Raw genomic sequence first — 12,787 nt, 5'->3', positions numbered from 1 at the left:
TTCTTTGTCTCGATTATCTCGTCGGCCTAGTGCCCGCCCAAAATCCCGGTTTTGACCGAATAGTCCACGGCGATCTCATAGTCCGGATCATCATCGCTATCGACCATAAGATGGCCTGCCTTGGTCAGAAGCTGGTGACAATCGCGGCTCAGGTGCCGCAGAACGAGCGTCTTGCCTTCAGCCTCATATTTTCCGGCCAGTGTCTCTATCGCCTGCAGCGCCGACTGGTCCACCACACGGCTGCGAACGAAATCAACGATCACATGATCCGGGTCATTCGCAACATCGAACAGCTCGATAAACCCATCGGTGGAACCAAAGAACAGAGGACCCTCGATCTCATAGACCTTCGCACCTTTGTCGCTCTCGGACTCGCGGGTATAGGCGTGAATCCGGCGCGCGTTGTTCCATGCATAGGCCAGCGCCGACACGATGACGCCCACCACAACCGCAATCGCGAGGTCGGTCATCACCGTCACCACGGTCACCAGCACAATCACAAAGGCGTCCATCAACGGCACTTTGGTCATCACCTTGAAGCTGTTCCAGGCGAATGTACCGATCACAACCATGAACATCACCCCAACGAGGGCCGCCAGCGGGATCTGCTCAATCAACGGCGAGGCAACTACGATGAACGCCAGCAGGAACAGCGCCGCAGCGATACCGGCAATCCGTGTCCGACCACCGGATTTCACATTGATCATCGACTGGCCGATCATCGCACAGCCCCCCATGCCGCCAAAGAAACCGGTCACCACATTGGATGCGCCCTGTGCAATACACTCCTGCGAGGCACCGCCGCGCTTGCCGGTGATTTCCCCCACCAGGTTCAAGGTCAACAGGCTCTCAATCAGGCCAATCGCCGCCAAGATCACAGCATAGGGCAGAATGATCCACAGTGTTTCCAGCGTGAAGGGGGCCAGAGCAGCGCCATAGAGCCCTTCGCCGGTGCCAAACGGGTTGTGGAACGACGGGAAGCCGCCCTTGATCGACGCCATATCACCCACGGTCGGCACGTTAATGCCAAAGACAATCACCAATGCGGCCACGATACCAATCCCGGCCAACGGCGCCGGTATGATCGAGGTGATCTTGGGCGTGCCCCAGATGATCAGCATGGTCAGTCCCACAAGGCCCAGCATCATCACCAGCTGCGAGCTGGCCAGCCAGGCCTCGGTATTGTTGGGATCCTTGAACTGGGTCAGCTGCGCGAGGAAGATCACAATCGCCAGACCGTTCACGAAACCCAGCATAACCGGATGCGGCACCAGCCGGATGAACTTGCCCCAATGCATCACCCCCGCGATGATCTGCAGGATCCCCATCAGCACCACAGTGGCAAACAGATACTCAACCCCGTGCTGCGCCACCAGCGCCACCATCACCACTGCAAGTGCGCCCGTGGCACCCGAAATCATCCCCGGCCGACCACCGAAAACGGCGGTAATCAGCCCCACCATAAAGGCCGCATAAAGCCCAACCAGCGGGTGCACCCCGGCCACAAAGGCAAACGCCACGGCCTCCGGCACCAGCGCCAGCGCGACGGTGAGACCAGACAGCAACTCGGTGCGCACGCGGGAGACGGTAAATCCCTCGTCCTGCATGATGGAAAGATTGGGCGGGGAAATCTGCTTGGCCAACAGGGCCATCGCGGCGCGTCTCATGGGCATACCTGTGTTCGGAAGGAGGGTGTCTAACGCCGCCCCTAGCGGAAAACCGCCTTTGGGGCAAGGGGACCGGGTGGTTGCCCCCCTTGCGCACAGGGCGCGCCGCCGCAAAACCGCAATTAGATCAGCATTACTGCCGCAATATTTCGCCCGCGAAACATTTGATCAAAGGGGCTGACGTTAAACTTTAGCGTTTGTTATGGTCTGACACCTCGCCCCAGGGCTTGCCAAGCCCCCGCACCTGCGCATGAATACGCCACTCAGCCAAAGGACACCCCAATGCAGCGCTATACCTCCTGGGCAGAGATCGAACCAAGCGCCACCCCGGCGGAAAAGAAGTTGAGAGACGCCGTTACAGCGGCTGCGTTCTGCCATCTTGGCGGCGGCGGCCTGCCGGATACCCCGGATGACTGGACTGCCCCAAATCCCGCCCGCCACATCCGCGCCGATGTCCTGCGCTTCTTTCTGCGCGGCGGCTGCGCAGACTGCCCGGCAACGGAACTTGGGGTCATGCTGGACGGCGCGCTTGTCACCGGCACGCTTTCACTGACGGATTGCAACCTCTCCGGCAATATGCTGCTGCACAATTGCCGGTTCCAGAACGGCATCAACGCCACCCGCTGCAGGACAACGAAAAATTTTCGGCTGGCTTCCTGCAGAGTGCCGTTTCTGGAGGCTGGCGGCCTAAAGGTTGACGGGCAGCTTTCCTGCATAGGCGCGGAATTTCAGAACAAGGGCGGAACGGCCCTGAACCTCCAGAACGCAGAGATCGGCCAAACCCTTTTCCTACGTTCCGCAAAAATCCTTGGGGCGGCGCATCTGAATGGCCTCAAAACCGGCGACCAGCTGGACTGCGATGGCGCGGAGTTCCAGAACAAGGGCGGAACGGCCCTGAACCTCCAGAATGCAAAGATTGGCCAGGCCCTTTTCCTAGACTCCGCAAAAACCCTTGGGGCGGCGCATCTGAATGGCCTCAGAACCGGCGGCCAGCTTTCCTGCATAGGCGCGGAGTTTCAGAACAAGGACGGAATGGCCCTGAACCTCCAGAATGCGGAGATTGATCAGGACCTCTTCCTACGCTCCGCAAAAATCCTTGGGGCGGCGGATCTGAATGGCCTCAGAACCGGCGGCCAGCTTTCCTGCATAGGCGCGGAGTTCCAGAACGAGGGCGGAATGGCCCTGAACCTCCAGAATGCGGAGATTGGCCACGACTTCTTCTTTCCAAGCCAGGACAAAGTGCAAGGCGTAATCAACCTTACCACTGCCAGCTGCGGTGATTTGGTTGATCAACCGGCGGGAGGGCCGGACGGCTGCACTCTCATCCTCAACGGCTTCTCCTACCGCAGTATTCACCGCTTCACCGATGCCCGCACCCGGCTTGACTGGCTGGCGCGGGGGGATCACTGGAAAGGCGAGTTCTTTCCGCAACCCTACAAACAGCTCGCCAAGGTCCTGCATGATATGGGGCATGAGGCTGACGCCCGCGAAGTGCTTTATGTCATGGAAAAGAAACTGGGACAGGAACGTCGGAAATCACTTCGGCAAGAGATAGCTAACCTCCGAAGTGAAACCCCGTCACTCGGCCAGCGTATAGCGAGATATTTCCTCCTGACAGCCGAATACGCGTCAGATTGGCTACAACGTGTCACGGTTGGCTATGGGCGCAAACCCTTTCGCAGCATCGGTGTGCTGGCAGGTCTGATCATAACATTTTGGCTGTTCACCCTTGCCGCGTGGCACAGCGGTGGTTTTGCTCCGAACTCCAGCATTGTTCTCACCTCGCCCCAGTGGGCAGCTTATGACACGCGGGATAAAACACCCAATCCCGCAAATCCCGCCGATCATTGGAGCAACAAAACCATTCCGGGCCGCGACTGGGAGAGTTTTAATGCCTTCGCTTACGCGGCGGATGTCGTTGTACCCATCATCGACTTTGGCCAGACAGAGGCCTGGGCGCCATCAACCACCCGTGGACCGGCGGGCGTTGTCCTCTGGTGGATGCGCTGGGTCTTTACGATATTGGGCTGGATCGTCACCGCCCTTGGCGCTGCCGCTCTCACCGGGATCATCCGGCGCGAATAGGTCGTTCTTTTCAAGGGTCGCGCCCCAATGGCCCGGTGGCTGACGCTGGCGCGGCACTACGTATATCACCTTTGACGCATATCACCTGTGGCGCTTGTCAAACGGGGGCGTCCTCAGGCAAAACCGGACACAGCACAAGCAGGAGAACAGCGCGTGACACAGGAAACAATGATTGCCGTCATCGGCGGCTCCGGCCTTTATGAAATCGACGGGCTGCAAGATGCCGAATGGGTCACGGTGGAAACGCCCTGGGGGTCGCCCTCGGATCAGATCCTGACGGGTATGCTGGAGGGGGTAAAGATGGCGTTCCTGCCCCGCCATGGCCGTGGCCACGTGCATTCCCCGACCGAAGTGCCCTACCGCGCCAATATCGACGCGCTGAAACGGTTGGGGGTGACGGATGTCTTTTCCATCTCTGCTTGCGGATCGTTTCGTGAAAACATGGCGCCGGGGGATTTTGTCATTGTCGATCAGTTCATCGACCGGACCTTTGCCCGCGAAAAGAGCTTTTTCGGGACCGGATGTGTCGCCCATGTCAGCGTGGCCCATCCCACCTGCGACCGGCTGAGCGACGTCGCAGAAACCGGCGCGCGGGATGCAGGCATCACCGTGCATCGCGGTGGCACCTATCTCTGCATGGAAGGGCCACAGTTTTCCTCGGCCGCCGAAAGCAAGATGTACCGCAGCTGGGGCTGTGACGTGATTGGCATGACCAATATGCCGGAGGCGAAACTCGCCCGTGAAGCGGAGCTGTGCTATGCCTCGATCGCTATGGTCACGGATTTCGACAGCTGGCACCCGGATCACGGCGCGGTTGAGATTACCGACATAATCGCGACCCTCACTGGCAATTCCAGCAATGGGCGTGCCTTGGTACAGCGATTGCCTGCGCTGCTGGGACAGACCCGCGATGCCTGCCCCCAAGGCTGTGACCGCGCATTGGACCACGCCATCATGACAGCCCCAGAAAAGCGCGACCCCGCCCTGCTGGCAAAACTGGACGCTGTTGCAGGTCGCGTTCTGGGCTAACGCTGGGTTGAACCTGCCAAGGGTCGGTGGGGGTCGTTCACCTGCGCCAGCCTCCGCGACTCCTGCGCTCAAGGCTCGGCTGGTTCCGAAAGGTCACAGCTGCGTCCCGTGACCGGGATGCATGCGCACCGCCCTTGCCTGCGCCCACGGCATCGGCGACAAATTCCGGGTCGCGTTCCCCGGATGGGCCACAGGCGGCACAGATCAGAAACCCAACTCCGACGACCAAAAAGGGGACACCCCATGGCCCGCAAAACCGCTGTAAAAGACTACATCCGCACCATCGTGGATTTCCCCCACGAAGGCATCATGTTCCGCGATGTCACCACACTCTTTGCTGACCCGCGCGGATTTCGCATGGCAATCGACCAAATGCTGCACCCCTATGCAGGCGAGCAGATCGACAAGGTTGTGGGTCTTGAGGCGCGCGGCTTTATCCTTGGGGGTGCGATTGCGCACCAGCTGAGCGTTGGCTTTGTACCGATCCGCAAAAAGGGCAAGCTGCCCGGCGCGACCATCAGCCAAGAGTATAAGCTGGAGTATGGCGAAGCGATCATGGAAGTGCATGACGACGCAATCCAGCCCGGCGAAAAGATCCTGGTGGTTGATGACCTCCTCGCCACTGGCGGCACTGCGGCGGCCGGCATCAAACTGATCGAGCGACTTGGGGGGGAAATCGTCTCCTGCGCCTTTATCATCGACCTACCCGAATTGGGCGGCCGCAAGGTGCTGGAAGATCTGGGAATGGATGTCACTGTGCTCTGCGAATTCGAGGGTGCCTGAGGCCAGTTTGAGGCTGCAGTTTCTGCAAAACTTAGATTGGATCACCTCAGAATTGTAGCCAGACCACATTACTCAATCACATAAATGTGAGTGGAATTTAGCGAGGTGCGTTGCTTAGGCGGCGCGCCTTTTTTGTCAACTGACGCATGGCGAAAACCCGCCGGATCCAAACCACATCTCTCGCCGTAACACCGTCATTGCCAGCTAGGGCATGCTACAAAAACAGAGGAATGTACTCATGATCCGCAAGACACTTTTGACCGCCGCCGCAACCTTTGCTCTCGCGACCTCCGCCTTCGCCGGCGGCCACTCGAAGGACATCGTCGACACCGCTGCCGGTGCAGGCGACTTCTCGACATTGGTCGCAGCCGTGAAGGCCGCAGGTCTGGTCGACACTCTAAAAGGCGATGGCCCCTTCACGGTCTTTGCACCGACTGACGCCGCTTTTGCCGCGCTACCTGCCGGCACAGTCGAAGAGCTTCTGAAGCCTGAAAATAAGGATAAATTGGTTGAGATTCTGACCTATCATGTTGTTCCTGGCAAAGTGATGTCCGGCGATCTGTCTGATGATATGAAGGCCGCAACTGTTCAGGGTGGTGAAGTCACCATCGATCTGGATAGCGGCGTGATGGTCGATGGGGCCAAGGTCGTGACCGCCGATATCGAAGCTGAAAACGGTGTGATCCACGTCATTGACGCCGTGATCATGCCCTGATTTTTCAGCGGGGCTGGCTGGCGAAGCGGTTCGCGCGGCCTGCCCACCCTGAACGCGTAAGCTTACCCTGACGGCCTTGTTCCTTTCGGGCCATAGGTGTCGTTCTGCGCGATCGTCGTCGGCGACAACCCAAGACGCCCCCGCCGACGCTATGCACCACGGTTTTCACTCTTCTCACTGCTCTGTTTTCCATGAGAGGCGTGATTATCTTTGTAGCATGTCGGCACGTCTCCTGACGTGCCGACATGTCCACCTCATCTATAATTGACAGCTGCTATTCCTGGTCGTGACTTCTGATCACGCTCGCCATTGCCGCCGTGGCAAATGTTGACATGTGGGCCGTAATCGTGGTGATGCCCGCCGTCGAAGTGGAGTTTGGCGCAGATCGCGCCTCAGCATCGTTTCCCTACATATTGACGATGATCGGGTTGGCAATCTGGTGATTGGCCGCCTGGTTGATCGATTTGGTTGTCGGCAGCGCATCTGTTTCTAGGTCTGGGCTCTGCGGCAGGATTTGGCCCGCTGATTGCAGATATCTCACATTGGTTCCAACGTCGGCGCGGTATCGCAGTCGCGTTGGTGGCCAGTGGAAACTACCTGTCTGGAGCGATGTGGTCCACCGCCCTTGCCGGGATGCTGGCTGACAGTTGCTGGCGCAGCGTTTATGCGACTCTGGCGGTTGTCACACTTCTGGTTGTGATCACGTTATCTGTGGTGCTGCGGCGGCGGATCTCTCTTAGTGCGCAAAGCAGCAGCGCCGCCATGTCGGCCGGCGATGCAGCCCGTGTAGGCCTGACACCGCGACAATTACAGTGGATACTAGGATTGGATGGCATCGGCAGTTGTGTCGCAATGTCGATGCCGCAGGTTCATATCGTCGCCTATTATGTCGGGCTGGATCTATGATGCCCGCGGATCCTATGAGCTGGCCTTTTTAAACGGGATCTTCTGGAACGGGCTCAACATCGCGATCATGGTGCCGTTATTGATGCGCAGCCGACCGGCGCGAGCCCGGTTGCAAACCGCCTGATCAGGCCTTAACACCTTGCGTCTTGGTCTAATTTGCCACTGGCACAACTGCGCCCGGGTTCATAATGCCATGCGGATCGAGCGCCTGTTTGATCACCCGCATTACCGCCAGTTTCACCGGGTCACCATAGTGCCCAAGATCGGCAACTTTTAGACGACCGACACCATGTTCCGCACTGACTGAGCCGTCGAACTCATGGGTCAGATCATGCACAGTGCGTTTTATATCATCTCGAAGATGCTCATAGGCGCTGCGATCCCTGCCGTTGGCCGGAAAGACATTGTAGTGCAGATTGCCGTCGCCCAGATGGCCAAAGCAGTTGATCCGCATATCACCCAAAACCGCAAGTCGCTTGCCGCCCTCTAGGATGAAATCGGGAATACGTGAAATCGGGATCGAGATGTCGTGACTGGAGACCGAACCGATCAGGCGATTGCCTTCCGGAATATGTTCACGCACCGACCAGAGCGCCTGTCGCTGCGCCTCTGACTGGGCAATCACCCCGTCTTGGCTCAGGCCCGCCTCCAGCGCAGTCTCGAACAGACGGGACAGCGCCTCCTCAGGGCTACGGCCCTCTGATAAGCCCAGATCAATCAGCACACACCATTCAGGCAGATCTGCAAAGGGCAGCCGTAGGTCCGACAATGTCTCACGCAGAAATTCTAGCCCCTGACGGTGGATCAGTTCAAAGGCGCTGATTGTCTCGCCCAGTTGGCCACGGGCGATCGCCAGCAGATCAATCGCGGCGGCGGGTGAGGCAACGGTCAGGATCGCTGTGCCCTGCTTCGCCGGGATCGGTGACAGCTTGAGCGCAGCTGCAGTGATGATGCCCAATGTGCCCTCAGCCCCAACCAAGAGGTTGCGCAAATCGTATCCAGTGTTATCCTTGCGCAGTCGGCTTAGGCCGTGCCAGATCTCGCCGGTCGGCAACACCGCCTCCAGCCCCAGACACAGATCACGGGCATTGCCATACCGCAGCACGTTAACGCCACCCGCATTGGTCGCCAGCGTGCCGCCGATGCGGGCCGTGCCCTCGGCCGCAAGTGACAGCGGGAACAGGCGATCTGAATCCTCCGCCGCCTTCTGCACGTCGGCAAGGATCATACCCGCCTCAACACACAACACATTCTCCTGCGGATAAACTCCGCGCAGACCTGTCATCCGCTCCAGTGAAATCACCAAAGGCGCGGGGCCATCCCCCCCCATGATCTGTCCGCCGACCAACCCGGTACCGCCGCCATAGGGCACCACCGGTACATGCGCCGCATGGGCTGCACGCACCAGGGTCGCGACATCTTCCGTACACCGCGGCAACCCAATAGCCCCCGCCTGTCCGTGGTATCGGCCCCTTGGTTCCTCAAGATAGCGCGGCTCAGGTGGACGCAACACATCGTCCGGCAGCTGCGCACGCAGATGATCCACAAAACCAGTGTCGGCAGGGTTCAGACTCATGCGTGTTTATCCTTTTGCCATCTGTTTAAGTTCGACCATTGTGATCCGTCGGAGCAATTGGTTCGGCAATTGGCTCGGCCCTGTTGTTGGTGGCCTCAGGCCTGACCAACCTGCGTGCGTCCGCGCCGATCATGGCGCAAGGAAGCATATAGGACGTGGGTGCGCCAACGCCCGTTGATCTGCAAATATGATTGCGCCACGCCTTCGTATTTGAAGCCAGCGCTTTCAAGTAACCCCCGTGAGGCAGCATTTTCCGGCAGGCAGGCGGCCTCGATCCGTGACAGATCCAGCTTGATAAATGCATGATGTACGACGGCGCCAATGGCCTCTCGCATGTAGCCATTGCGGGCAAAGGACTGCCCCGTCCAATAGCCCAGTGTACCCGCTTGCGCAGGACCGCGACGGATATTGTCGAGTGTAATGGCTCCAATCAGCGACTGGTCGCTGCGGCGTATCAGGAACAAGGGCAGCGCCGAGCCGGAACTGACCGCCCGGCGCGCCCAGTAGACACGGTTGGTAAAACTCTTGCGGCTCAGATGATCGGCTGCCCAGCTTGGTTCCCAAGACGTCAGGTAACCCTGGCTGTGTTGCCGCAAAGCGGCCCAGTCGCGAAAATCCGAATGGATCGGCGGCCTGAGCGTCAGGCGTTCGGTCTCGATACGCACCTTGCGTCCGGTCAGCAACATCAGGCCGCGCGCCTCTCCTGCAAACCCGCCAGCGGAGCGGCATCGCCCACCGGACCATAAAGCGCCAAGGCCATTGAGGCACCGTGGGCCATATCTTCGGCCATAGCGCGCACATCGGCGGTGGTCACCGCGTCAATCCGCGCAACCGTATCCGCCAGCGGCGGCACGTCATCCCATATCTGCACAAGCCGTGCCAGACGTTCGGCGCGGTTGGTCGGGCTTTCGAGCCCCATCAACATCCCGGCCTTCATCTGCGCCCGCGCCCGGTCCACCTCGGCGTCGCTCATATCGCAGGCGGCACGCTTCATTTCGTCGATGGTGATACCGGCCAATTCATCCAGCTGATCCCCCGAGGTACCCGCATAAAGCGTCAGCGTGCCGGTATCTGCATAGGCGCCGGTCTGAGCAAAAATAGTGTAACACAGGCCCCGCTTTTCTCGCACCTCCTGGAATAGACGGCTCGACATGCCCCCACCCAGCGCGCTGGAATAGATCTGCGCGGTGTAAATCGCATCATCGCGATATCCCGGACCCTCAAAAGCCAACGCGATATGGGCCTGTTCAAGCGCCTTTTCGTACCTGGCTTCGCCACCAGTGAATGTCGCGCCTTTGGGCATCATCAACGGCTTGGAGGCTAGATCGCCAAAGAGATCTTCAGCCATTTTCACAATCACATCGTGATCCACCGCACCTGATGCCGACAGGATCATCTGGCCCGGCCCATAGTGTTCGCCCACGAAACGCTCCAGATCCGCACGATCAAAGGCCCGCACCCGTTCCGCCGGGCCAAGGATTGTCCGCCCGATGGGTTGGTCGTGATAACTCTCTTCCTGAAGCCAGTCGAAAATCACGTCGTCCGGCGTATCCAACGCCTGACCGATCTCCTGCAGGATCACTCCCCGCTCAATCTCGATCTCACGCGGGTCAAACACTGGATTCAGAACGATATCTGCGACAACATCCAACGCCAGCGGCACGTCTTCCTGCAACACACGAGCATAGTAGGCGGTTACCTCACGGCTGGTATAGGCGTTGATATAGCCGCCTACATCTTCGATCGCCTCAGCAATATCCAGCGCGCTACGCCGCTTGGTGCCTTTGAACGCCATATGCTCTAGAAAATGGGCAATTCCGTTCTGTTCGATCCGCTCATTCCGCCCGCCGGCGGTCACCCAGACGCCGATGGCTGCAGACTGCAGCCCCGGCATGGTTTCGGTGACGATCCTGAACCCGTTAGCGAGTTGGTGTTGTTGAACTGTCAATTGGCGATGTGCTTTCTGATATGGGTCTCAAGCGCCGTCAGATCATTTGCAATCCGCGTCACCCGTTCTAATCTGTCATACAGATCTGCCATGCGCTGGGGAAGGGGCGGATGCACGCCGCTGGCATCTTCCACGGCCGCCGGGAATTTCGCCGGATGTGCGGTCGCCAGCGTCACCATCGGAACCGTCTGATGGCGGTGTTCATTGGCCACCTTTACGCCGATGGCACTATGCGGGCACAACAGTTCCCCCGAGGCAGCACGTTCCGATTTTATGGTCGCCGAGGTTTCATCCTCAGAGCAGCGGCCCGAGACATAATGCTCCTGCAGCGCCTGCATCGCACCCTGACTGACCTCAAAGCCACCTGTCTTCAGCTCATCCATCAGCTGTGCCACGGCCGCGCCGTCCTGCCCATAGGCATAGAACAAGGCGCGCTCAAAGTTTGACGACACCTGAATATCCATCGAGGGCGAGATTGACGGGATGGTTTCCCCCTTGTGATAACCTTGGCCACTCAGGCAGCGGTGCAGAATATCGTTTTGGTTGGTCGCAACCACCAGCTGGTCGATCGGCAGCCCCATCTGCTTGGCAATGAAGCCTGCAAAAATATCACCGAAGTTGCCGGTTGGCACGGTAAAGCTGATCTTGCGATCCGGCGCTCCGAGCGACACAGCGGAGGTAAAGTAATAGACCACCTGCGCCAGCACGCGGGCGAAGTTGATGGAGTTCACACCCGCCAGACGCACCTCATCGCGGAAGTCAAAGTCGTTGAACATGTCCTTCAACGCCGCCTGACAATCATCAAAATCGCCATCTACCGCCAGTGCATGCACATTGGCATCAGTGGGGGTGGTCATCTGCCGGCGCTGCACCTCGGAGACCCGGCCATGCGGGTAGAGGATAAAGACATTGACCGCATCCAACCCGCCAAAGGCCTGGATCGCTGCCGATCCGGTATCGCCGGAGGTCGCGCCAACTATGGTGACGCTTTCGCCGCGTCGTTTCAGAGCGGTCTCAAACAGCTGCCCGATCAGTTGCATGGCGAAATCTTTGAACGCCAGCGTGGGGCCATGAAACAGTTCCAACAAGAAATGGTTGGGCCCAAGCTGCACCAATGGCGCACGCGCAGCATGGCCGAAGCTGGCATAGGCACGGGCGATGATGCCCCGGAATTCCTCATCGGTGAAACAATCCCCAAGGAACGGGCGCATTACACGGAACGCGACCTCCTCGTAGGATTGCCCTGCGAGATCGGCGATCTCATCTTTGGACATTGTGGGGATTTCAGCTGGAACATAGAGACCGCCGTCACGGGCAAGCCCGGTCAGCATGGCGTCTTCAAAGGTCAGCTCAGGCGCTTGGCCTCGGGTCGAGATGTATTTCATCGGCTCAGCCTTCGGATTTTGGGCGCGAGCGCCACAGGAAATAGATGGTCATTGCGGCCCAGATTACGGCCAGCGAGAACCAGGTGATCGCGTATTGCAAGTGATTGTTCTGGATGCCCACGGTGGTGACGGGCTGCGGGACTACGGTCGCCTGAGGAGATGCGCTACGGGCAACAACCAGAACAGGTTCGGTGCCAAGGCGCTCTGCCATATAGGTGACATCGCGCGCATAGAGGATGTTGGTGTCCAGCTCAGGCGTGGGGGTGGTCCAGTCGCCTTCATCCGGCCAAAGGAGGTTGCCAGTAATCGAAATGGTGCCATGGGTACGGGCTGCATCCTTGTCCGCAGCAGGAACAAACCCACGGTCGAGCAGCAACCGGCGCCCGCCTTCGGTCACCAAAGGTACGATGATGCGATAGCCGGTTTCGGCGTCTTTTGTCACCCAGAAGACGTGCAGCTCGCGATCCTCGATCTCACCGGAGACAGTCACGGCGCGGTAGCGGTCCTGATCTTCAATCGGGGTCTTCGGCACGACTACAGACGCAGCTGTGATACGGGCCTCGATGGTCTGCAGAAGGTCTTGCTTCCATGCAAGCCGCTGCATCTGCCAGACCCCCAGAGACAGCAGCGCCGTCAGGCCCAGACCGCCGACAAGGGAAAGAAAGATCAACCGCCGCATCACGCTATCCTTGC

At 59.1% G+C, this 12,787-nt stretch carries 11 protein-coding genes; 5 read left to right on the top strand and 6 right to left on the bottom strand.

The window, feature by feature from the left end; all coding sequences use genetic code 11:
- Positions 1-26: 26 nt before the first annotated feature.
- A complete protein-coding gene (locus ACEWZM_RS13410) occupies positions 27-1,667 on the bottom strand; it encodes a SulP family inorganic anion transporter (protein ID WP_414006909.1) in 1,641 nt (546 codons plus the stop codon).
- A 282-nt stretch (positions 1,668-1,949) separates the two neighbouring features.
- Here ACEWZM_RS13410 and ACEWZM_RS13405 point away from each other — a divergent pair, with 282 nt between their 5' ends.
- The 5 genes from ACEWZM_RS13405 (at position 1,950) to ACEWZM_RS13385 (ending at position 7,185) form a co-directional block, all read left to right on the top strand.
- Positions 1,950-3,752: a hypothetical protein gene (locus ACEWZM_RS13405; RefSeq protein ID WP_414006908.1), complete on the top strand. Its 1,803-nt coding sequence runs from the start codon at positions 1,950-1,952 to the stop codon at positions 3,750-3,752.
- Positions 3,753-3,920: 168 nt separating this feature from the next.
- Positions 3,921-4,781 carry an S-methyl-5'-thioadenosine phosphorylase gene (locus ACEWZM_RS13400; RefSeq protein ID WP_414008039.1) on the top strand — a complete coding sequence of 287 codons (861 nt, stop codon included), beginning with the start codon at positions 3,921-3,923 and terminating at the stop codon, positions 4,779-4,781.
- A 243-nt stretch (positions 4,782-5,024) separates the two neighbouring features.
- Entirely contained in the window at positions 5,025-5,564 is a 540-nt protein-coding gene (locus tag ACEWZM_RS13395; RefSeq protein ID WP_414006907.1) for an adenine phosphoribosyltransferase, read from the top strand.
- Positions 5,565-5,802: 238 nt separating this feature from the next.
- A complete protein-coding gene (locus ACEWZM_RS13390) occupies positions 5,803-6,279 on the top strand; it encodes a fasciclin domain-containing protein (protein WP_414006906.1) in 477 nt (158 codons plus the stop codon).
- A gap of 468 nt (positions 6,280-6,747) precedes the next feature.
- On the top strand, positions 6,748-7,185 hold the full coding sequence (locus tag ACEWZM_RS13385; RefSeq protein WP_414006905.1) for a hypothetical protein: 438 nt from the start codon (positions 6,748-6,750) through the stop codon (positions 7,183-7,185).
- A gap of 151 nt (positions 7,186-7,336) precedes the next feature.
- On the opposite strand, the gene ACEWZM_RS13380 is transcribed toward ACEWZM_RS13385, so the two are convergent.
- The 5 genes from ACEWZM_RS13380 to ACEWZM_RS13360 form a co-directional block, all read right to left on the bottom strand.
- Positions 7,337-8,761 carry an FAD-binding oxidoreductase gene (locus tag ACEWZM_RS13380; RefSeq protein WP_414006904.1) on the bottom strand — a complete coding sequence of 475 codons (1,425 nt, stop codon included), beginning with the start codon at positions 8,759-8,761 and terminating at the stop codon, positions 7,337-7,339.
- A gap of 95 nt (positions 8,762-8,856) precedes the next feature.
- The gene (locus ACEWZM_RS13375; protein WP_414006903.1) at positions 8,857-9,447 is read right to left on the bottom strand and encodes a GNAT family N-acetyltransferase; all 591 of its coding nucleotides are present in this window, start codon (positions 9,445-9,447) and stop codon (positions 8,857-8,859) included.
- Positions 9,447-10,709, bottom strand: a complete 1,263-nt coding sequence (locus tag ACEWZM_RS13370) for a M16 family metallopeptidase (protein ID WP_414006902.1) — start codon at positions 10,707-10,709, stop codon at positions 9,447-9,449. The genes ACEWZM_RS13375 and ACEWZM_RS13370 overlap by 1 nt, the downstream gene beginning before the upstream one ends.
- Complete coding sequence (gene thrC / locus ACEWZM_RS13365) at positions 10,706-12,094, bottom strand: threonine synthase (protein ID WP_414006901.1); 1,389 nt, start codon at positions 12,092-12,094, stop codon at positions 10,706-10,708. Before thrC ends, ACEWZM_RS13370 begins: the two co-directional genes overlap by 4 nt.
- 4 nt (positions 12,095-12,098) lie before the next feature.
- Positions 12,099-12,773 (bottom strand): SURF1 family protein, encoded by a 675-nt coding sequence (locus ACEWZM_RS13360; RefSeq protein WP_414006900.1) that lies wholly within the window; start codon positions 12,771-12,773, stop codon positions 12,099-12,101.
- Positions 12,774-12,787: the final 14 nt, after the last annotated feature.

The sequence above is a fragment of the Phaeobacter cretensis genome, from assembly GCF_047372505.1.
GTDB lineage: Bacteria > Pseudomonadota > Alphaproteobacteria > Rhodobacterales > Rhodobacteraceae > Phaeobacter > Phaeobacter cretensis.
Note: the sequence above shows the minus strand (reverse complement) of the source record. Positions and strands in the feature narration are given on the sequence as shown.